The 20,593-nt window shown below is 73.8% G+C and carries 20 protein-coding genes; 11 read left to right on the top strand and 9 right to left on the bottom strand.

Features of this window, described 5'->3' with window-relative positions; translation table 11 throughout:
- Positions 1-16: 16 nt before the first annotated feature.
- Complete coding sequence (locus BU52_RS07975; protein WP_037930446.1) at positions 17-679, bottom strand: bifunctional DNA primase/polymerase; 663 nt, start codon at positions 677-679, stop codon at positions 17-19.
- A gap of 306 nt (positions 680-985) precedes the next feature.
- On the opposite strand from BU52_RS07975, the gene BU52_RS07970 reads away from it, so the two are divergent.
- Together BU52_RS07970 and BU52_RS07965 are read left to right on the top strand one after the other, a co-directional pair.
- Positions 986-2,371: a tetratricopeptide repeat protein gene (locus BU52_RS07970; protein ID WP_037930443.1), complete on the top strand. Its 1,386-nt coding sequence runs from the start codon at positions 986-988 to the stop codon at positions 2,369-2,371.
- A 178-nt stretch (positions 2,372-2,549) separates the two neighbouring features.
- Positions 2,550-4,289, top strand: coding sequence for a hypothetical protein (locus BU52_RS07965; protein WP_078903154.1), 1,740 nt, complete (start codon positions 2,550-2,552; stop codon positions 4,287-4,289).
- Between the two features lie 52 nt (positions 4,290-4,341).
- Here the strand turns inward: BU52_RS07965 and BU52_RS07960 are convergent, their stop codons facing one another.
- Positions 4,342-5,649 (bottom strand): ABC transporter substrate-binding protein, encoded by a 1,308-nt coding sequence (locus BU52_RS07960; RefSeq protein WP_037930438.1) that lies wholly within the window; start codon positions 5,647-5,649, stop codon positions 4,342-4,344.
- Between the two features lie 181 nt (positions 5,650-5,830).
- On the opposite strand from BU52_RS07960, the gene BU52_RS07955 reads away from it, so the two are divergent.
- Both BU52_RS07955 and purU read left to right on the top strand, forming a co-directional pair.
- The gene (locus BU52_RS07955) at positions 5,831-6,268 is read left to right on the top strand and encodes an SCO4402 family protein (protein WP_235216284.1); all 438 of its coding nucleotides are present in this window, start codon (positions 5,831-5,833) and stop codon (positions 6,266-6,268) included.
- A 47-nt stretch (positions 6,269-6,315) separates the two neighbouring features.
- On the top strand, positions 6,316-7,197 hold the full coding sequence (purU, locus tag BU52_RS07950) for a formyltetrahydrofolate deformylase (RefSeq protein ID WP_037930435.1): 882 nt from the start codon (positions 6,316-6,318) through the stop codon (positions 7,195-7,197).
- 450 nt (positions 7,198-7,647) lie between these two features.
- Here purU and BU52_RS07945 read toward each other — a convergent pair whose 3' ends face one another.
- Positions 7,648-8,862 carry a maleylpyruvate isomerase N-terminal domain-containing protein gene (locus tag BU52_RS07945; protein ID WP_235216283.1) on the bottom strand — a complete coding sequence of 405 codons (1,215 nt, stop codon included), beginning with the start codon at positions 8,860-8,862 and terminating at the stop codon, positions 7,648-7,650.
- Entirely contained in the window at positions 8,859-9,440 is a 582-nt protein-coding gene (locus BU52_RS07940) for a sigma-70 family RNA polymerase sigma factor (RefSeq protein ID WP_037930433.1), read from the bottom strand. The genes BU52_RS07945 and BU52_RS07940 overlap by 4 nt, the downstream gene beginning before the upstream one ends.
- 363 nt (positions 9,441-9,803) lie before the next feature.
- Here BU52_RS07940 and BU52_RS07935 point away from each other — a divergent pair, with 363 nt between their 5' ends.
- The 3 genes from BU52_RS07935 (at position 9,804) to BU52_RS07925 (ending at position 11,814) form a co-directional block, all read left to right on the top strand.
- A complete protein-coding gene (locus BU52_RS07935) occupies positions 9,804-10,184 on the top strand; it encodes an STAS domain-containing protein (protein ID WP_037930431.1) in 381 nt (126 codons plus the stop codon).
- 168 nt (positions 10,185-10,352) lie between these two features.
- Positions 10,353-10,865 (top strand): EF-hand domain-containing protein, encoded by a 513-nt coding sequence (locus BU52_RS07930; RefSeq protein WP_037930429.1) that lies wholly within the window; start codon positions 10,353-10,355, stop codon positions 10,863-10,865.
- A gap of 484 nt (positions 10,866-11,349) precedes the next feature.
- A complete protein-coding gene (locus tag BU52_RS07925; protein ID WP_037930427.1) occupies positions 11,350-11,814 on the top strand; it encodes an ATP-binding protein in 465 nt (154 codons plus the stop codon).
- A gap of 392 nt (positions 11,815-12,206) precedes the next feature.
- On the opposite strand, the gene BU52_RS07920 is transcribed toward BU52_RS07925, so the two are convergent.
- Positions 12,207-13,253 (bottom strand): GlxA family transcriptional regulator, encoded by a 1,047-nt coding sequence (locus BU52_RS07920; RefSeq protein ID WP_037930425.1) that lies wholly within the window; start codon positions 13,251-13,253, stop codon positions 12,207-12,209.
- A 72-nt stretch (positions 13,254-13,325) separates the two neighbouring features.
- On the opposite strand from BU52_RS07920, the gene BU52_RS07915 reads away from it, so the two are divergent.
- Entirely contained in the window at positions 13,326-14,639 is a 1,314-nt protein-coding gene (locus BU52_RS07915) for an MFS transporter (RefSeq protein ID WP_037930424.1), read from the top strand.
- A gap of 114 nt (positions 14,640-14,753) precedes the next feature.
- Here the strand turns inward: BU52_RS07915 and BU52_RS07910 are convergent, their stop codons facing one another.
- On the bottom strand, positions 14,754-15,953 hold the full coding sequence (locus BU52_RS07910; protein ID WP_037930421.1) for a flavin-containing monooxygenase: 1,200 nt from the start codon (positions 15,951-15,953) through the stop codon (positions 14,754-14,756).
- A gap of 107 nt (positions 15,954-16,060) precedes the next feature.
- Between BU52_RS07910 and BU52_RS07905 the strand changes: the two genes are divergently transcribed.
- The gene (locus BU52_RS07905; protein ID WP_037930418.1) at positions 16,061-16,687 is read left to right on the top strand and encodes a GNAT family N-acetyltransferase; all 627 of its coding nucleotides are present in this window, start codon (positions 16,061-16,063) and stop codon (positions 16,685-16,687) included.
- Here the strand turns inward: BU52_RS07905 and BU52_RS07900 are convergent.
- From BU52_RS07900 to BU52_RS07890, 3 genes are all read right to left on the bottom strand, one after another.
- Positions 16,665-17,330, bottom strand: a complete 666-nt coding sequence (locus BU52_RS07900; RefSeq protein ID WP_037930415.1) for a pyridoxine/pyridoxamine 5'-phosphate oxidase — start codon at positions 17,328-17,330, stop codon at positions 16,665-16,667. The genes BU52_RS07905 and BU52_RS07900 overlap by 23 nt on opposite strands.
- 27 nt (positions 17,331-17,357) lie before the next feature.
- On the bottom strand, positions 17,358-17,783 hold the full coding sequence (locus BU52_RS07895; protein ID WP_037930412.1) for a pyridoxamine 5'-phosphate oxidase family protein: 426 nt from the start codon (positions 17,781-17,783) through the stop codon (positions 17,358-17,360).
- Between the two features lie 229 nt (positions 17,784-18,012).
- A complete protein-coding gene (locus BU52_RS07890) occupies positions 18,013-18,660 on the bottom strand; it encodes a TetR family transcriptional regulator (protein WP_235216282.1) in 648 nt (215 codons plus the stop codon).
- A gap of 122 nt (positions 18,661-18,782) precedes the next feature.
- On the opposite strand from BU52_RS07890, the gene BU52_RS07885 reads away from it, so the two are divergent.
- Positions 18,783-19,505, top strand: a complete 723-nt coding sequence (locus BU52_RS07885) for a VOC family protein (RefSeq protein ID WP_037930407.1) — start codon at positions 18,783-18,785, stop codon at positions 19,503-19,505.
- A 182-nt stretch (positions 19,506-19,687) separates the two neighbouring features.
- Positions 19,688-20,593, top strand: a 906-nt coding sequence (locus tag BU52_RS07880) for a serine/threonine-protein kinase (RefSeq protein ID WP_037930404.1), incomplete at its 3' end; no start/stop codon positions are given.

Here is a 20,593-nt window from a genome sequence, read left to right as displayed (position 1 = left end):
GGGCGCCCCACCCGCCCTACCGATCCCTCCCGCACGCATACGCCAACGACGGCACCAACTCCTCCGCATCCGGCAGCCACCGGTTCGCCGCGGTCGGCCGGCAGGCCCACTGCACGGCCCCCCGGCACCCGAACCGCGTGGGCGGCGCCGCCACGTACGCACCCTCCCCCAGGACCGTCAGGTCCAGCGACGCCATCGACCAACCGGCCCTCCGCACCAGGTCGGGAACCTTCACCGCCGCCCCCGGCAGCACGAAGAACTCCGTCCGCCGGTCCGGCGTCACCGTGACCGGCCCCGGCGTCAGGCCCATCCGCTCCATCCGCGCGAGCGCCAGGAACCCGGCCGTCTCCGGAACGGAGACCGCGTCGAACGTCCGCCCCGTGGGCAGCAGGATCGAGGCGGCCGGCTGCGCCTGCCACATCCGCCGCGCGACGGTGGCGCTGCCGGTCGCCCGGCCCGCCCAGTCCCGGCGCTCCGGATGCGCGCCGGGTGCGGCGCACGCCGCGTCACCGCACGAGCAGCCGTGCACCCCGTCGACGACCTCGACCCGGGTGCCCGGGAACACCTCCCAATGCCGTTCCTCGACGTAGCGAACGGCGGTGTCCAGCAGCGATTCCCCGCGCTGCTTCGGGATCTGTACGGCGTCGGCGCCCGCGATCGTCTCTTCCACGATGAACACAACTACGGCCGTCACCAGGGGTTACGCCCGCCCGCATGCGCGGGGGAGGAGCATCGCCGCCGTACTCGGGGCGCATGGGTGCATCCGTGGGGGCGCGCGGGGGGATCCGCATCCGCGCATGGGTAACCACGAGGGGGGCCGGCACCAGCCGTTACCCCGGCAATCCTCACATGTCCCGCATTGTCGGCACTTCGGCGGGGCATTGATCTTCACGGCCGGTTCTTCTCGCCGGGACGTGAGAAGTACGGCCGCGGAAGAACGTCAACCCGGTGCGTGGGCAGGCACCGCAGCCTCAGGGGGTACGCCATGGCCGCAAGGCCTCTCGTCGCGCGGCAGCCGAACGAACGGCTGCAGGCGCTCATCCAGGAAGCCGGATGCTCCAACGCCGGTCTCGCCCGCAGGGTCAACATGTGCGGCGCCGAGCACGGCCTCGACCTGCGCTACGACAAGACGTCGGTGGCGCGCTGGCTGCGCGGACAGCAGCCGAGGGGCCGGGCACCGGCGATCATCGCCGAGGCCCTGGGCCGCAAACTGGGCCGTACCGTCACGATCGACGAGATCGGCATGGCCAACGGCAAGAACCTCGCGTCGGGTGTCGGTCTCCAGTTCTCGCCGACGGTGCTGGGGGCCATCGAGCAGGTCTGCGAGCTGTGGCGCAGCGACGTCGGGCGGCGGGACTTCCTGTCCGGTTCCTCCGTCGCCGCCTCCGCGCTGGTGGAGCCCAGCCGCGACTGGCTGATCTCCGCCCCCGACGGCCAGGTGGCGCGGTCCGCCGGTCCGCGCGTGGGACAGTCCGACGTGGCGGCCGTACGGTCCATGACGCAGGCGCTGGTCGACCTGGACCACCAGTACGGCAGCGGGCACGTCCGCCCTGTCGTGGTGCACTACCTCAACAGTGTCGTCTCGGGGTTGCTGGCAGGGTCGTACCGCGAGGCCGTGGGCCGGGACCTGTTCGCCGCGGTCGCGCGGCTCACCGAACTCGCCGGCTACATGGCCGTCGACACCGGGCAGCCGGGTCTCGCCCAGCGCTACTACATCCAGGCGCTGCGGCTGGCGCAGGCGGCCGGGGACCGCGGGTACGGCGGGTACGTGCTCGCCGCCTCCATGAGCCACCTGGCCGCGCAGCTCGGGAACCCCCGCGAGATCGCGCAGTTGGCGCGGGCGGCGCAGGAGGGCGCGCGGGGGCGCGTGACCCCCCGCGCGGAGGCGATGTTCCTCGCCGCGGAGGCGCGCGGGCACGCGCTGATGGGCGACGCGCACGCCGCGCAGGGGGCGGCGGGGCGGGCCGTGAGCGCCATGGAGGCCGCCGACGCGGCCTCCGGTGACGACCCGGCCTGGATCGCGCACTTCGACGAGGCCTACCTGGCCGACGAGTTGGCGCACTGTCACCGGGACCTCGGGAACGCCGAGGCCGCCGCGCGGTGCGCCCGGCAGTCCCTGGAGGGGCATCCCGAGTCGCGGGCCCGGCGGCGGGCGATCGGCTACGTGCTGCTGGCCACCGCGCAGGTGCAGCAACGTGAAATCGAGCAGGCCTGCAGTACGGGTCTGAAGGCGGCCGGCCTGCTGAACGGGCTGCGGTCCAACCGGGGTGCCGAGTACCTGGAGGACCTCCAGCAGCGTCTCGAGCCGTACCGGGAGGAGCCGGTGGTACGGGAGTTCGGGGCGCGTATGGAGCTCCAGGCGGCGGCGTGACGCCGGGTACCGGGCGGGGTCAGGGACAGAGGGGGTGAGCCGATCGGCGTGCGGTGAACCGGTGCTGTTACCGCGCTCACAGGGCAGGGGGCGGGTCCTGTGCTGCGTGGCACCGGGCTCCGGGGACCCGGTAGCGTGAGCCGACGATGCACAAGATCCCCCATGGGTAGGAGTCCCGGTGACGCAGAGTGGACAGGGCGAGGAGCCCTCGCCGCGCCCCGCGCGCGAAGGCATCGTGCTGCCCTCCGACGGTGGTGAACCGCTGCTGCCGGGCACCACGCCCGGACCGGCCGCCCCCGGCGGCGCGGACGGCAGGCCGTCCGCCGGCGGCTTCCCCGCCTCGGCACCGCCCGGCGGCCAGACCTGGGGCACGCCGTGGGGTCCCGGCGAGCACACCCCGGGGCCGCCCGCGGGCCGGGACTGGCAGCCCGCCCCGGACGCCGGACAGTGGGGCACGGGCACCCCGCAGCAGTCCTCCTGGGGCGAGCAGAACCCGCCCCAGGGCACCCAGGGCCCCGGCCCGCTGCCCCCCGAGGGCGCCCGGCCCCCGGCGCACGGGGCCGGTGGGGCGTACGGCGACAACGCCGCGTCCGCCGCCCTGCCCCAGCCGGACGCCGGATACGGCGGCCACCCGGGCACGAACGGTCCGGCGGGCGCGCACGGGGCCGGTGACGCGTACGGCGCCCACGCCGGGGGAGCCCCCGCACCCCACCCGGGCGCCGGCCACCCCGGCTCCGGCTACGGCGCCCCCGCCCCGAACACCTACGGCGGCCCCCCGGCCGGGGGCGCGCCGCTGCCGCACGCCGCGCCCGACGGAGCGGAGGGGGCGACCCAGTTCCTGCCGCCGGTACCCGCCGGCGGTGCCGACGAGGGCGCGACGCAGTACATACCCCCGGTGGGCCCGGGCGCGCTGCCGCCCGAGATGCCCGCCGCGCACGACTCCGAGACGACCCGTTACCTGGGCCTGTCCCCGCAGCACGCCCCCGGCGCCGGCCACCCGCCGGCCGCCGCGAACCCCGACGCCGAGGCCACCCAGTACATCGCCCCCGTCACCGACCAGCCCGCCGGGCAGCCCTACGGCGCCCCGGCCGCGCCGCCCGGTGAGGGCAACCGGCAGCCGCCCGCCGAGTTCGACAACCTCTTCCGCAGCGACGACGGCGGTCCGGCCGCATCCACGCAGCAGCTCCCACAGGTGGGGTACGGCGGGCCCGCCGGGGCCGCCCCCGCACCGCCCCCGGCCGGCCCCGTCCGCGGCGGCCGCGCCGGACGCGGCGGGGGCCGCTCCGGCACCCGCATACCGGTCATCGCCGCCGTCGGCGTCGGCATCGCCGTCCTCGGTGTCGGCGCGGGCGCCCTGCTCGGCAGCGGGGGCGGCGACGACGACGGCGGCGGCAACCAGACCGTGTCCGCCACCGCGCCCGCGAGCGAGGAGGCCTCCCCCTCACCGTCCGTGGATCCCGTCCGTGAGCAGGCCGTCGAGCTGGACAAGCTGCTGGCCGACAGCGGCGACAGCCGCACCGCCGTGATCAACGCGGTCGCCGACGTGAAGGCCTGCCGCGACCTCGGCCGGGCCGCGAAGGACCTGCGGGACGCGGCCGGGCAGCGCAGCCGGCTGGTGACCGACCTCTCCGCCCTCTCCGTGGACAAGCTGCCGGACCACCAGGCGCTGACCACCGCGCTCACCAAGGCGTGGCAGGCGTCGGCCTCCGCGGACAACCACTACGCGGCCTGGGCGGACCAGGTCGCCGGCAGCAAGGGCAAGTTGTGCAAGAAGGGCCAGGCCCGGTCGACCGGCCAGACCCAGGCCGGCAACCGGGCCAGCGGCACCGCGACCGCGGAGAAGGGCAAGGCGGCCCGGCTGTGGAACGCGATCGCCAAGCAGTACGGCCTGACCGAACGTCAGCCGACCCAGCTGTGACGAGTCCCCGGGGGCACTGAGGCCGCTCAGGCCCCCGAGGAACGGCGGCCGGTCACAGGTCCGCGTGCCGCAGGGTCTTCGTCACATCGGTGAAGCCCTTGCGGGCCGCCACCAGCCGGCCCTTCTCGACCACCTGCAGGGTCACGTGCGCGTTGACGAGCCGGGGGAAACCGACGGCGGCGAGCTCGTCCTGGAACTTCCACCGCAGCGTCGGGGTGAGCCCGCCGGTGGTGACCTCCAGCCCGCCGTCCAGCGCCCCGCTCACGGTGTCGGCGGTCACCTCGCCGTCGCCGAGCGACTCGACGGTCTGCCGGAACACGGTGTAGGCGATCCAGGTGGTCTGCACCCCGGCGTCGGCCGCGTCGATCCGGTTGTCGCCGAACGCCTCCTCCTTGATCACCTTCCTCATCGGGTCCCAGGCGGCGTCGCCGGCCGCCGGGTACCAGCCGGTGACGTACGAGCCCTCGTACGGCCCCGACCCCCCGCCGGACGCGTCGACCGTCGACTGGTCGACGCTGCCCAGCACGGTCGCCGTGCGCACGCCGGAGCGGTCGCCGCGGGCCCGCCGGAAGGAGTCCATGAAGGTGCCCGTGCGATCGCCGAGCGCGGGCACCACGCACCCCTCCTCGCCGGGCTCGGCGGTGGCGCGCTCCAGGGCCCGCCCCACCTGGCTGTCGTACGCGGTGGCGGCCTCCGCGGCGCGCTGGTCGCCCGCGGGGGCGTGCCCGCCCGCCGTCAGGCCGGAATCCAGCAGCGGGGGCAGCTGGTCGCCCACGATGGTGTCGGGCCGGACCAGGGTGACCGGACCGCAGAGGTCGGCGAGGGTGCGGCCGAGGCCGGCCAGCAGCGCCGGCTGCCCGCCGTTGACGGGGTAGGACAGAGGGCTGGTGAACTCGTCGTTGGTGATGCCGTAGCCGCCGATGTACGGGATGCCGGCGGCCTCCAGGGTGGGCAGGAAGGAGTCGGCGTACTGGCTGTAGGAGCCGACGACCGCGACGGCCCTCTCGTCGACCGCGCGCCGGGCGCACCGCGCGGCGGCCACGGTGTCGTTCTGCTCGTTGCAGGTGAGCACGTTCAGCCGGCGGCCGTTGATACCGCCCCGGGAGTTGACCCAGCGGGCGTAGGCCTCGGCGAACGCGGGCATTCCGGGCTTGTTGGTGGCGTCGGTGTCCTCGGGCGCCCACGTCATCACGGTGATGGTGTCGTCCCCGGAGCCCCCCGTGGCACCGGGGACGATCCCGCACCCGGTGGCGAGCGACGCGCACGCCACCAGCACGCCCGTGGTCAGGGCGCCGGCTCTGACGGGCCGGGTGAGGAGGCGGGGGAGGAAGGTGCTGCGGGTCTGTCGCCTGCCGGTCATGCTCCCGCACGATTCCGTCACACGGCCAACCGGGGAGTGACCTTTGTTCAACGGTGGGTGACGTGGAGGTGAATTGCGGGGTCCGCTGTGACCGGTGGGGCACGGAAACGTACGATCGACGACCGTGCAAGGTTCGGAGAACTCTTCCCGTCGCGGCCGTCGCTCCTCCACCATGGGCGGCATGCCACTCAACGACATGCCGTGGTGGCGCTGGCGCAGCAATGTGCGCTCCGCGCTGCACATGCTCTCCGACCCGGGCTTCCAGCGGGACGTCTGGCTGGCGGGCGTGCCCGGCTACGGGGACGTCACCGACGCCGTCTACCGCCTGGTCGAGGACACCTGGCTGGACAACTGGTCCGCCGAGAAGTACGTCGGCACGATCTTCCGTGACTCCCAGGAGGCGGCGCTCGTCGACACCGCGGTGCTGCGCGTGCTGCGGATCATGCACCAGGTCGGTCCGGACGCGCCGGTGATCGCCTACCTCGAGCACGAGGGCTGGCCGGAGGCGGTGCGCGCCGCGCGGGACGCCCACGTGCGGATGGCGACGAGCGACGGCGAGGACCCCGACGCCCCGCCGAGCACCCTTGAGGTGCTGCGCATCGTGACGCGGTCCGCGTAGCGGAACGGCCGGCCGGGCGCCACCTGGCGTGTGGGACCCTTTTCTGCATGAGCGAGCAGTCCACCCGAGCCGCGGCCCCGGCCGACCAGTACGTCCTCACCCTGTCCTGCCCCGACAAGCAGGGCATCGTGCACGCCGTGTCCAGCTACCTGTTCATGACCGGCTGCAACATCGAGGACAGCCAGCAGTTCGGCGACCACGACACGGGACTGTTCTTCATGCGCGTCCACTTCTCGGCGGACGCCCCGGTGACCGTGGAGAAGCTGCGGGCGAGCTTCACGGCGATCGGTGACGCCTTCCACATGGACTGGAAGATCAACCGGGCCGACGAGAAGATGCGCATCCTGCTGATGGTCAGCAGGTTCGGGCACTGCCTGAACGACCTGCTGTTCCGCGCGCGGACCGGTGCGCTGCCGGTGGAGATCGCCGGGGTGGTGTCCAATCACACCGATTTCGCCGAGCTGGTGTCTTCGTACAACATTCCCTTCCACCACATCCCGGTGCCGAAGGACGGCAAGGCGGAGGCCGAGGCCAGGCTGCTGGAGATCGTGCGCGAGGACAGGGTCGAACTCGTCGTCCTCGCCCGCTACATGCAGGTCCTCTCCGACGACCTGTGCAAGCAGCTCTCCGGGCGGATCATCAACATCCACCACTCCTTCCTGCCGAGCTTCAAGGGCGCGAAGCCGTACCACCAGGCGCACGCGCGGGGCGTGAAGCTCATCGGTGCCACCGCGCACTACGTCACCGCCGACCTCGACGAGGGGCCGATCATCGAGCAGGAGGTCGAGCGGGTGGGGCACGACGTCACCCCCGACCAGCTCGTCGCCGTCGGCCGTGACGTGGAGTGCCAGGCGCTGGCGCGGGCGGTGAAGTGGCACGCGGAGCGCAGGATCCTGCTGAACGGCCGCAGGACGGTGGTGTTCGCCTGACGGCTCGGGGCTTCCGTCTTGTCGGCGGCTGCGGGTTCGTGTGGGCCGGTCGCGCAGTTCCCCGCGCCCCTGAGGCAGGTGCGGTGGACGCTTCTTCAGCAGTGCGGGGCTGTTTCGGCCTGTGGCTCCGCATCGCGGGCGGCTGCGGGTTCGTGTGGGCCGGTCGCGCAGTTCCCCGCGCCCCTGAGGCAGGTGCGGTGGACGCTTCTTCAGCAGTGCGGGGCTGTTTCGGCCTGTGGCTCCGCATCGCGGGCGGCTGCGGGTTCGTGTGGGCCTCTCGCGCAGTTCCCCGCGCCCCTGAGGTACGTGCAGTGAACGCACCTCCAGGGGGGCGGGGCTGTTTCGATGTGCGGCTCCGCCGCGTGGGCGCGATCAGCCACCGACTGCCCGCGGCCGCCGACGCACCGCACCCGCCCCACGCGCACCGCGCACCGCGCACTCGCACCCGCCCTACATGCGGCTCAGGCTCGCCGCGGCGAACAGCACGTCCCTGATCGCCTCACGGTCCCCCTCCTGCCCGGCGGCAGCCTCCCGCGGCGGCACGTGCCCCGCGGCCAGTCTGCAGAACTCCGCCCCGTCCAGAGCGACATGGGCCACTTCGTGCTCCGCGGAGCCCTTCGCCGCGGGGGAGTCCAGCGGGATCAGCCACTCCCCGCCCCCGGACCCCTCGATCTCCAGCCGCAGGCTGCGCCCCGGCTCCCCGGCGGCGACCAGACGGCGCTCGACGGGGGAGGCCAGCCCGTGCAGCCGGCGGTGCTCCAGGACGGCGGGGAGCATCCGCGCGGCCAGGTCGACCATGCGGTGCAGATGCCGCCCGGAGGGCGGGTCGTAGGGGTAGTCCACCGCCTCGGCGATGTCCTCCGCGTGTACCCAGCACTCGAAGGCCCGGTCCAGCATCGCGTCGTGCAGCGGCAGTTCGAAGTCGCCGTACGGCACCGTCGTGCGCCCGGACCCGCCGTCCGTGACGGACGCCGTCCGCACGAGGGCGTGGGTCTGCGCCCGCCAGGGCGCCCGGACGGAGCGGCCGGGCGGGAGGCGGGCGGCCCGCCAGTAGGCCTCGGTCCGGTCCGAGGGGGTGGTGGGCCGGGCGGGTGCGGCGTCGCCGAGCGGGTCGTCCAGGCCGAGGGCGACCGCGACCAGCCCGTCGACCGTCAGCAGGTGCGCGATCACCCCCGCGACGGTGGTGCGGCGACTGCTCGCCTCGTCGGCCTCGTACCAGCGCAGCCGCACCGGCGCACGCCACTCGACGTCACCGAAGTCCTGGAGCAGCGCGTCCAGTCGCGCGGCCTCGGCGTCGTAGGCGGCGGCCCACTCCGGTACGGGAACGCGCGGCGGGCGCCGCTCCAGGCAGGAGTCGAGCACGCGGGTGCGCAACCTGGGGTTCAGGTCGAGGCTCTCCGGCCGCTGGAGCAGGCCGACCGCCTCGCGCAGCCGCAGCGCCTCGTCGGCGCAGGGGCCGCAGTCGCCCAGATGCTCCTCCACGGCCTCCGCCTCCGCCGGCGCGCAGGCGGCCAGCGCCCATGCGCCCAGCAGTGACTTCAGGACGTGGTGTTCCAGCACGAGGGGCACAGCGTCCGGCCCGTTCGCGGGGCGCGTGCCGACGGCCGCCGGCCCGTGCCGGTCCCCGGCGTTCCCGTCGTACGGCTCGCGGGGGTGCCCGGTCACGCGGCACCCCCGATTCCGGGCGGGGCGTCCGGGGCCCCGGTGTCGTGGGCGGTGGCCAGCAGTTGCAGGCCGAGGCGGAGCCGACGGCGGGCCTCTTCGTCGGTGACGCCCAGGTCGAGGGCGGTCTGGCGGTAGTCCCGGCGTTCGAAGTAGGCCAGCTCCAGGGCGGCCCGCAGGGGCGTCGGCATGGACTGCACGATGTAGTCGGCGCGGGCGGCGACCGAGGCGTGCCGCACCTTGCGCTCCAGGTCCTCCGTGGTGCCGGGGCCGCCCCGGGCGAGCGCCGCCGTCCCGGTGGTGCGCAGCCGCTGCACGGCCAGCCGGCTGGTCAGCGCGGCGAGCCAGCTGCGCAGGGGTCCCTGCCTAGGGTCGTAGGAGTCCGGGTGCTCCCAGAGATGGGCGAAGACGTCACGGGTGATGCCGTCGGCCGTGTGCTCGTCCCCGACGACGCGGTGGGCGAGGCCGTGGACGAGGGAGGCGAACCGGTCGTAGAGCTCACCGAGGGCGGCCGCCTCGCCGCGCGCGAGCCGTTGCTGCATCGTGCGGTCCCAGCGGGGCGGTACGTCCCTCTTCGGCATGCGGCCCCTCACCCCCTGTTCCTCCCGCGGGACCCCGGGCCGGTCGGTGCCCGGGGCCGGCGTGCGGCCGGCGACCCCATGAATGTAGTCGGCACGAACGAGGGCGCACGCCCCTTTGCGGCATTGTGCGCCCCCGGGGGAGCCGCAGGTGGTAAAGGGCCTCCGGGGCACGTCAGTTGTTCCTCGGGCCAACGCCTACCCCTCCTCGGGTCGTTCGGAACCGATCGAATCGGATCGAAGACGACTAAAACAAGCCCTTTCTGATCGACACCCGTTTTTAGGGCCGCGTTTCAGGGAACGGCCGGTGGGCAGCCGCGCTGCAAGGAAGCGTAGGCATTGCTTCCGTTTCGGCGAGCGAGGGGCGTGGTGGTGACCTTCCAAGTGACCGATCGGGAGCACGGCGACTGGGCCGTGCTCCAGGTGTCGGGCGAGCTCGACCTGATGACGTCCCCGGTGCTGCGCCAGCGGGTGCACGACGTGGTGGCCGAGGGCCGGCACAGCCTCGTCCTCGACCTCTCCGACGTGTGGTTCTGCGACTCGAGCGGGGTGGGCGTGCTCATCGCCTCGCGCCGGCTGCTGCGCTCCTGCCAGGGCAGCCTGCGGCTGATCCTCCCCGCGCGGGGGGCCGCCGACGGCAGCCACGTCAACAAGGTGCTCGGTGCCCTCGGCGTCCGCCGCCTCTTCGAGATCCACCCGGACGTCCCGTCCGCCCTCGACGAGGACTCCCGTCCGCTGTCCGCCTGAGCCGCCCGGCCGGACGGCGGACGCGGTGCGACCGCTCGCGTGTCACACGCTTGTCCCGTTGTTCCCCCGGTCTTGGTCCGGGCGCCGCTTTCGGGCTCCCCGGCGGCCCTTCACCACGTACGCTCCCTGCGAGACGTCCCCACCGACCTAAGGCGGCCTGAAAGAGACATGGTCACCAGCGAGTACGAGCGCAGGATCGCGGCACGGTTCGCCACCTTCGACCAGGACGGCAACGGCTACATCGACCGCGAGGACTTCAACGGAGCGGCCAAGGCGCTGCTCGCCGAGTTCGGCACCGCCGCGCGCTCCGACCGGGGCCAGGCCCTGTACGTCGGCGCCGAGGCGTTCTGGCAGGGCATGGCGGGGATCGCGGACCGGGACGGCGACCAGCGCATCACGCGCGAGGAGTTCGTGAACGGCGCCGTCAAGCGGCTGCGGGACAACCCGGAGCGCTTCGCCGAGATCGCCCGTCCCTTCCTGCACGCGGCGCTCGCCGTCGCCGACACCTCGGGAGACGGCGCGGTCGGCGTCGAGAGCACCGCTCGGATGCTGAAGGTCCTCGGCGTCGCCGGGGACTTGGCCGGTACGGTCGCCGCCGCGCTGGACACGGACGGCGACGGCAGGATCGGCGAGGAGGAGGTCGTCCGGGCCTTCGCCCGCTATTTCACCGTGCCCGAGTGACGCGCCCCGCGCGGATGTCGCGGATCGTGGCATTCCCCGTGATCACGGAGCGTTGATACGGGCTTGTGCCCTCCGCGCGACTCGTCACGGCCCGGAGTCGGATGTCCGCTCCGGTACCTTGTGTGGGATGCGAGTCGTTGTGAGCACGCACCGCGCCGGAGTCGCCCCCGAGGCGACTCCGTCTCCGCTGGTGCCTGCGGTCGCTCGCCGGGTGTCCGGGCCGTCGTCCGCCGCCTGTTCGACGTCCCGTGGCGAGCGTCGCACAGTATGCCGCACGGGTACTCCTTCGCGCTGGAATATGCCCGAAGCGCTTGTTGGCGTGACTGTACGTCAACCATGCTGTCCCACACGGGATTCACGTTCCGTGACTCCCGTCCAGTCCATTGTTCTGGGCATGCAGAAAGTGGCTACGATCGTGGCCCTCGTGAGGCGCGAGTCCAAGTGTCCGCCGGTTCGGATGGTGTGAGCGGTGCAGGTGCTTCAAGTGCAGCTGGAGATCCGGCCCGACCCCGCTGAGGTGGGACGGGCCCGGCGGTGGGCCCGCTCACGCCTGGCAGGGGCCGGCATAGGAGTCGACGAACCCCTGGCCGAGACGCTGATCCTGCTCGTCTCGGAGCTCGTCACCAACGCCGTGGTGCACACCGGCCGTCCCGCCGTGCTGCGGCTGTCCCTGCCGGGCGCGGGGGCGGCCGAGGATGCCATCGTCCGCCTGGAGGTGGCCGACCGCAGCGACCGGGCGCCGGTGCCCCGCTGTGTGGACGGCGAGTCGACCGGCGGGCGCGGGCTCGCCCTCGTGGACGGCCTGGCCGACCGCTGGGGCTGGAGCGCCGAGGCTGCCGGCAAGCGCATCTGGTGCGAACTGGACCGCTGCGCGGGGGAGTCCGAGGCCGCTCCGGTCTGCGGCGGGGGCGCCGCTGCCTACGACGGGCTGGCGTACGAAGCCGTGTGAGAACACACGGGGCACGGGTGCACGGTGGGCCGGCCGCACGGGGCGGCGTGTGAACCGGTGCGCCGGGTGTGCTTCCGTGCGCGGTGTGCACGAACAGGGCATATGCCGCATACCCCACCGCCTCACCCGAACCGGTGTTGACGCGCCGTGACGGTGTGATCACGCTGTTCGTCAGCGATTCGCCGCGAGGGGACGGCGAGGGCCCGACGACGGGAGCCCTCGACGAGTGTGGGTCGTGATTCGGCGTCGGATCCTCCAGGGCCGAGGGGAAGCGGGCGGGAGCGCCGAGCCGAAGAGCGGTGCGGCGCTGCCGTGCTCGGGGCGCACAGCGCCGCGCCGCCGCCGACGGCAGGAGTGCCTCGACTGTCCACAGGCTGTGGACAGTCTTCCGCTCATCTCACGGCCGACGCGGCGACCGGTGCGTCCTGCCGTCCGCCGGCCGCCCGGAAGGTGCGCCGGTACGCCGTCGGCGTGACCCCCAGTGCGGCCTGGAGGTGCTGCCGCATCGACTGCGCCGTGCCGAAACCGGCGTCCCGCGCCACCTGGTCCACGGACAGATCGGTGGACTCCAGCAGATGCCGGGCCCGCTCCACCCGCTGCTGGGTCAGCCACTGCCCCGGGCTGATGCCGACCTCCTCCCGGAAGCGGCGGGTGAAGGTGCGTACCGACATCGCCTCCCGCGCGGCCATGTCCCGCAGCTGGAGGGGCGCGTGCAGCCTGCTCAGGGCCCACGCGCGGGCGCCGCTCGTGGACGCCTGCTGCGGGTCGGGCACCGGCCGCTGGATGTACTGGGCCTGGCCGCCGTCGCGGTGCGGCGGTACGACCGTGCGCCGGGCCACGTCGTTGGCCACGGCGGCCCCGTGGTCGCGCCGCACCATGTGCAGGCACAGGTCGATGCCGGCCGCGACACCCGCCGAGGTCAGGATGTCGCCGTCGTCGATGAACAGCACGTCGGGGTCGACCTCGACCCGCGGGAAGAGCCGCTGGAGCCGCTCGGCGTCCGCCCAGTGCGTGGTCGCGCGGCGCCCGTCGAGATGCCCCGCGGCGGCGAGGACGTAGACGCCGGTGCAGATGGACGCGATGCGGGTGCCGGGCCGGATCAGGGCGAGTGCGGCCGCCAGTTCGCCGGTCAGCTCACCGTGCTCGTAGACCGGGCCGAGTTCGTAGGAGGCCGGGATGATCACCGTGTCCGCGGTGGCCAGGGCCCCGGGGCCGTGGGCGACGTGGATCGCGAAGTCGGCATCGGTCTCGACCGGCCCGGGCGGCCGGACGGAGCAGGTGACGACCTCGTACAGCCGCCGTCCCCGCCCGTCGCGCGGGCTGCCGAAGATGCGGTGCGGGATGCCCATCTCGAAGGGCAGCAGCCCGTCGAGGGCGAGCACGACGACCCGGTGGCGGCGGACGTCGGTGGACGGGTGCGCAAGGGTGGCCGGATCCATGGCCCGATCCTAACGAATGCTGTCCTCCGGGCCACTGGATGCGGAGGTACCCGCCCCCGGAAGCTCTATGGCGTGACCCAGACAAGCGAGACAGCCGCCGTCGTGGAGCGGCCCGCGGGCGGCCGCGGACCCGCCCGCACCCGCGTCCACCGGGCGTGGTTCGTCGCCGCCGTCACCTTCGTGACGATCATCGGCGCCGCCGCGTTCCGTTCCGTGCCGGGCCTGTTCATCGACCCGCTGCACGACGAGTACGGCTGGTCGCGCGGGACCATCGGCGCCGCGGTCTCCGTGAACCTCGCGCTGTACGGCCTCACCGCGCCGTTCGCGGCGGCACTGATGGACCGCTACGGCATCCGCCGTGTGGTCGCGGTCGCCCTCACCGTGATCGCGCTCGGCTCGGGACTGACGGTCTGGATGACCGCGGCCTGGCAGCTGATGCTGTGCTGGGGTCTGCTCGTCGGCCTCGGTTCCGGCTCCATGGCGCTGGCCTTCGCCGCGACCGTCACCAACCGCTGGTTCACCGAGCGCCGGGGCCTGGTCAGCGGCATCCTCACCGCCGCGTCCGCCTCGGGGCAGCTGATCTTCCTGCCCGTGCTGTCCTGGATCGTCGACCGGTACGACTGGCGGCCGGCCGCCGTCACGGTGGCGCTCGCCGCCCTCGCGGTGGTGCCGTTCGTCTGGCTGCTGCTGCGCGACCACCCGGCCGACGTGGGGCAGAAGCCCTACGGGGCGAAGGAGTTCGTGCCCAAGCCCGCGCCCGTGCCGGGGGCGGCCCGGCGGGCGGTGACCGTGCTGTTCTCGGCGGTACGGACCGGGCCCTTCTGGCTGCTCGCCGGTACGTTCGCGATCTGCGGCGCCTCGACGAACGGGCTGATCCAGACGCACTTCGTGCCGGCCTCCCACGACCACGGCATGCCGATCACGACCGCGGCGTCGCTGCTGGCCGTCATCGGGGTGTTCGACGTCGTCGGGACGGTGGCGTCCGGGTGGTTCACCGACCGGTTCGACTCGCGGCGGCTGCTCGCCGTGTACTACGCGCTGCGCGGGGTGTCGCTGCTGTTCCTGCCGATGCTGCTGGCGCCGGGCGTGCATCCGCCGATGATCTTCTTCATCGTGTTCTACGGGCTCGACTGGGTGGCCACGGTGCCGCCGACGCTGGCGCTGTGCCGCGAGCACTACGGGGACGACAGCCCGATCGTGTTCGGGTGGGTGCTCGCCTCCCACCAGGTGGGGGCGGCTGTCGTCGCCTTCGTGGGGGGCGTGGCCCGGGACGCGTTCGGGTCGTACGACGTGGTCTGGATCGCGTCGGGGGCGCTGTGCGCGGCGGCGGCGCTGATGGCGCTGGTGATCCGGCGCCCGGCCGCCACGGTGGCGGCGGTTGCGTGAGGTCCCCTGCACGGGGCCGGGCCGGGGGCGTGGCGCAACCCGGCGCCTGCGGGGTGCCGCTGCGCCCACCCGTGCCGCCCCAGCGGCACGACTGCCCGCAGCCGGGTCTGCGGGCTACCCGGTGGGGAGGCGGGATGCCCTCGTCGTGCGGGAGACCGCCTTCGCTATGCGCGGCGCGTCCAGGGCCAGTTCGCGGAGGGTGCCGCTGATCGGGTTGGTGTAGCCGGTGAAGTGCAGGCCGGGGGCGCCCGGCGCGGTGCGGGGGCCGTGGACCACGGGTCTGCCGTGGTCGTCCAGCACGCCGAGGTCACCGACCAGCGTCTCCAGGCCCCGCGCGTACCCGGTGGCCGCGATGACCGCGTCCGGGGCGATGCGGTCCCCGTCGGCCAGGACGACCCGGTCCTCCTCGAACCCCTCCACCGCCGCCACGATCTCCACCCTCCCCTCGCGCACGGCGTCGATCAGGCCGACGTCCTGCACGGGGATGGCGCCCTGACGCACCCGGCTGTACAGACCGGACGCGGGGCGGGGCAGGCCCCGGTCGGACAGGTCGGGCAGGGCCAGCCGGGCCTGGACGCGGCACAGCCGGTCGACGAGGCCGACCGGCAGCCGGCGGACCAGGACGCCCGAGTACTGCGCGGGCCAGCCCGCGGTCGAGCGGCGCACGATGTGGGGCGGGGTGCGCACCGCCAGCCGCACCCGGGAGGCGCCCCCCTCCATCAGGTCCACGGCGATCTCGGCGCCCGTGTTGCCGACGCCCACGACGAGCACGTCCCGGCCGGCGTAGGGCTTCGGGTCGCGGTACGCGCGGGCGTGCAGGAACTCGCCCGTGTAGGTGTCCCGCCCGGGCCAGTCGGGGACGCGCGGGGTGTGGTTGCAGCCCGTGGCGACGACGACCGCCGCCCCCGTCAGCTCGCGGCCGCCGGTGGCGTGCAGCACCCAGCCCGTGCCGTCGGGGGTGCGTTCGATCCGGGAGACCTCGACACCGGTGACGATCTCCAGACGGTGGTGCTCGGCGTACTTCTCCAGGTACCGGACCACGTCGTCCCGGGCCGGCCACCGCCCGAACCGGCGCGGCATCGGCAGCCCCGGCAGGGCGGACAGCCGCCGGGTGGTGTGCAGGCGCAGCCGGTCGTAGTGGCGCCGCCAGGAGTCGCCCACGTGGTCGGACCGCTCCAGGACGACGGCCCGTATCCCCCGGGCACGCAGGGCGTACGCGACGGAGAGTCCGCCCGGTCCGCCGCCGACGACGTAGACGGGGCGGTCCGCCGGGTTGGGCGCGGAGGGCCGCGCGGTGGGGGAGGAGTCGGTCATGAGCGCGAGCGTAATCCCGCACCTGCTTGATGGGTCTCGGTCAAGACCGGAATTGGTTGCGGATCGATCACATCGCTCCACCGGTTCCCCGGGTTTGAATGGAACCCATGGCCTCCGCACGCAAGCGCACCCGATTCCACCCGCGGCCCGAACTCGACGGCCACGGCCTGCACCTGGGCCCCTGGGACCCGGCGTCGCCCGCCGACGTCGACGTGTGGCTGCGCGGCACCACGGACCCGGAGTTCCGGCGCTGGAACACCCCGCTCCGGCCGGTCGCCGACCGGGCCGGGGCCCGGGAGACACTGCGCGTCCGGGCGGAGCAGGCCGCGGACGGCGGTGCCGCCTCCTTCCGGATCGCGGACGCGGACACCGGTACGGTGCTCGGCCACATCGCCGTCAACGAGATCCGTCCCGTGCTGCGCGTCGGCCGCGTCGGCTACTGGGTGCTCCCCGAGGCCCGCGGCCGGGGCGTGGCCACCCGCGCGCTGCTGCTCGCCGCGCACTGGGCGTTCACCGAACTCGGCCTGCACCGGCTGGAGCTGGACCACGCCGTGGGACACGAGGCGTCCTGCCGGGTCGCCGAGCGGTGCGGGTTCCGCTACGAGGGGACGATGCGCGGGGCGGTCTTCGCGGCGGACCGGCACGACGCCTTCCGCGACGCCCACCTGCACGCCCGTCTCGCCACCGACCCCGCACCGGGCCCTCCGGCGGCTACGGCCACAGCAACTCCCTGACCCACCCGCCGTCGGCCCGCCGGTAGCGCAGCCGTACGTGCCGCCGCCGGTCGTCGCCCTGGAAGAACTCCACCTCGTCCGGCCGCAGGCGGTACAGCGTCCAGGACGGCACCGGCGTCCCCGGCTCCCGCCGCGCCCGCTCCCAGGCGCCGTCCGAGGCCCGGGTCAGCTCCTCCACCGAGCCGAGGACCTCGCTCTGCCTGCCGGTCAGGGCGGCGGCCAGCGCCCCCGTGGAACGGGCGTGCAGATCCGCCTGCGCCTCCTCGGCCGTCGCGGTCCCGACGGGCCCGCGCACCCGTACCTGGCGGCCCAGCACGGGCCAGTAGAAGGCGAGCGCGGCATACGGGCGGCCGGCGAGCTGGCCGCCCTTGCGGCTGTGCGCATGGGTGGCGAAGGACCAGCCGTCGTCGTCCGCGCCGTGCAGCGTCACGATCCGCACGTCCGGCAGGCCCTCGGCGTCCGCCGTGGCCAGCGACATGGAGTGCGGCTCGGCCTGTCCGGCCGCCGCCGCCTCCGCCAGCCACCGCGTGAACAGCGGCAGTGGCCCGTCGGGTGCGGCGTCCGGGTCGAGCGGTCGCAGGTCGGTGACCGCCGGGTCCCACACCCGCAGGGACCGCAGCAGCTCGTGCATATCGGGTTCCATGCCCCGATTGTCGGGTGTCCGGCCCGCTCAGACCGACCCGAGGTCGGAGGAGACCCACCGTTCGGGCCGCATCCGCACGACGACCTGCTCACCGTGGGCCTTCCAGGCGAAGTCGACGTATCCCTCGACCTTGCCGGCCGGGAGGTAGCGGGCGGAGATCTCCCGCAGCAGCTCGATCGTGGCGGGGGCGGTGCCGACGACCGGGCCCTCGACGGAGACGTAGCGGATGGTGGGCTCGACGCGGTCCACCATGAGCGAGAACCGCCCCGCCGCCCCGATCAGCCGGTTCTTGCGCGAGTCGAGACCGGTCATGATCCACAGGTCGCCGCCGGGCGCGTACTGGTACCAGATCGGCACGGTGAGCGGGGCACGGCCGTCCTCGGCGTCGACCGAGAGTGCGGCGACGTGCGGCTCGGCCAGGAACTGTTCACGCTCCGCGCGGGTCAGGGCCATGTCGGTGTCCTCCTGCGGCTGCTGCGTCGGGTGCCCACGGCCGGGGCATTCCGGCGTGGGGACGGACTCGAAGGGGTACGGCGCCGACCGCGCGCCGGTGTGTCCTCCGCGCTGTCCACCCTCGGGTACCGCCCCGCACCACGCGACAGGCGGCGGTCCACCGGAGTGGCCCGCCGCCTGGCTGACAGGACGTGGAGATCGCGTGGGAGAGGGGGGTGCCGCCGGGCGGCTACTTCGTCGGCTTCCTGCCGGTGACCCCCAGGTGCACCAGCAGAGCCAGGTTGGGTTTGAGCTCCGCCTGCTTCACGCCCCAGGAGGAGAAACCTTTCTGGTGCGAGGCCGCGGCCGCGAGCATGGCGACCAGGGAGCCCGCGATCGCACCGGGGTTCACGTCCTTGTCGATCCGCCCCTTGGACTGCAGCTCGGCGACGGAGGCCGCCAGCGAGGTGTTGACCGAGTTCAGGACCTTCATGCGGATCTTGTAGAAGCGCTTGTCGCCCTCGGCGGCGCCGAGGTCCACGACCCGCAGGATCGCGTCGTGCTGCCGCCAGAACTCCAGGAAACCGTCGACGAGTTCCTGAGCCGTCTGCCAGCCGGCCCGCCCCGCCCAGGAACGGCCCTCCACCAGCGCGGTCAACCCGCCGCTCTCGGAAGCCATTTCCTCGGCCAGCTCCAGGACCGCGCCCTCGACGTCCGGGAAGTACTGGTAGAAGGTGGCCGGAGAAGTCCCCGCGCGGCGGGCGACGTCGATGACTTTGACGTCCCGGTAGGGCGAGGAGCTGAGCATCTCGCTGAGGCAGTCGAGCAGCTTCTGCCGGGTCGCCTGCCCACGCCGGCCGGCCACGCGGCCGTCGACGGTACGCACTTGTCCTGTCATGCCGTCAGCTTACCGACGGGTGATACGAGCGCGATTCGGCCGACTGCAAATGGGGTGCTCGGCTGCCCGCACACTGGTGTGCCTGGTCTGCGCGGTGCGGGCCGCGCCGCTAGTTTGGCGGCATGGCCGAAAACAGGGCATCGGAATACACGGAGGGCACGCCGTGCTGGGTGGACGCGCAGCTCCCCGACGTGGCGGCGGGCAAGCGGTTCTACGGTGAGCTCTTCGGCTGGACCTTCGAGGACCAGCCCCAGGGGACCGTCCGGGCGCTGAAGGACGGGGCGCCCGTGGCCTCCCTCGCCCACAAGCCGGACGGCCGGCTGCCGACCGTGTGGACGGTGTCCTTCGCCACCCCGGACGCCGGGGCGCTGTGCGCGCGGATCCGCGCGGGCGGCGGCCAGGTCGTCTCCCCGCCGCTGCCCTTCGGCGACCTGGGCTCCACGGCGCTCGTCACCGACCCGGAGGGGGCCGTGTTCGCCCTCTGGCAGGGAGCGCGGACCCCCGGCTTCGGCCGCCGCCACGAGCCGGGCACCTTCGCCTGGGTGCAGCTGTACACGCGGGACACCGAGACCGCGAACACCTTCTACGGCGACCTCTTCCGCGACGCCCTGTTCGGTCCGGACGCCGACCCGGACTTCGGCCGCTCGCCGGTCACCGACGTCTTCGCCGCCGAGATGCCGCCGCACTTCCTCGTCCACTTCGCCGCGGAGGACCTGCCGGCCGGCCTGGCGCAGGTGGCCCGGCTCGGGGGCCGGGTCCAGGTCCCGGCCTTCGAGACGTCCTACGGCACGGCTGCCGTGGTCACCGACGATCAGGGGGCGTCCTTCGCGCTGCTGCGCCGCTGAGCCGTTTCCGCCCGCCATGTCATATGTCAACCCGGACACCCGATTTGTCGGCCGGTTCGCCACCGGGGGTCCTGACAGGAAGAATCGGGGTGCGTGCCGCCACGGCGGGGCGGTGGTGAGACGCTGCACTACGGTCGCGGGCACAGGTGGTGGCGCGACGCGTACGGGGAGGTGGCAGGCAAGTGGTGGATCAGCTGACGCAGCACGATCCGCGGCGTATCGGGCCGTTCGAGGTGCTGGGACGGCTGGGAGCCGGCGGCATGGGGCTGGTCTATCTCGCGCGCTCGGCGTCCGGCCGGCGGGTGGCGATCAAGACGGTCAGGACCGAACTGGCCGAGGACCAGCTGTTCCGCGTCCGCTTCACGCGTGAGGTGGAGGCGGCCCGCGCCGTCTCCGGCTTCTACACGGCGGCCGTCGTGGACGCCGATCCGCGCGCCGCCGTGCCGTGGCTGGCCACCGCGTACGTCCCCGCACCCTCCCTCGAGGAGATAGTGAACGAGTGCGGGCCCCTCCCGGCCCAGGCGGTGCGGTGGCTCGCGGCGGGCGTCGCGGAGGCGCTCCAGTCGATCCACGGGGCCGGACTCGTCCACCGCGACCTCAAGCCCTCCAACGTCCTCGTCGTCGAGGACGGCCCCCGGGTGATCGACTTCGGTATCGCCTCCGGCGTCTCGAACACCCGCCTGACGATGACGAACGTCGCCGTCGGCACCCCCGCCTACATGTCCCCGGAGCAGGCCAAGGACTCGCGCAGCGTCACCGGCGCCAGCGACGTCTTCTCGCTCGGCTCGATGCTCGTCTTCGCCGCCACCGGCCACCCGCCCTTCCACGGCGCCAACCCCGTCGAGACCGTGTTCATGCTGCTCCGGGAGGGTCCGGACCTCGACGGCCTCCCGGACGAACTGCGTCCGCTCATCGAGGCCTGCATGCAGATGGAGGCCACGGCCCGGCCCAACCCCGCCGACCTCCAGGCCCAGCTCGCCCCGCACCTGTTCGGTTCCGGATCCGACGACAGCGGTACGGCGTCGGCGTGGCTGCCCGAGCGGGCGGTGAGCCTGATCGAGACGCGCCGCGGCGGCCGTCCGGCGGCC

The organism is Streptomyces toyocaensis, assembly GCF_000725125.1.
Lineage (GTDB): Bacteria > Actinomycetota > Actinomycetes > Streptomycetales > Streptomycetaceae > Streptomyces > Streptomyces toyocaensis.
The sequence above is the reverse complement of the archived record's forward strand: the minus strand, read 5'-3'. Positions and strand labels throughout refer to the sequence as shown.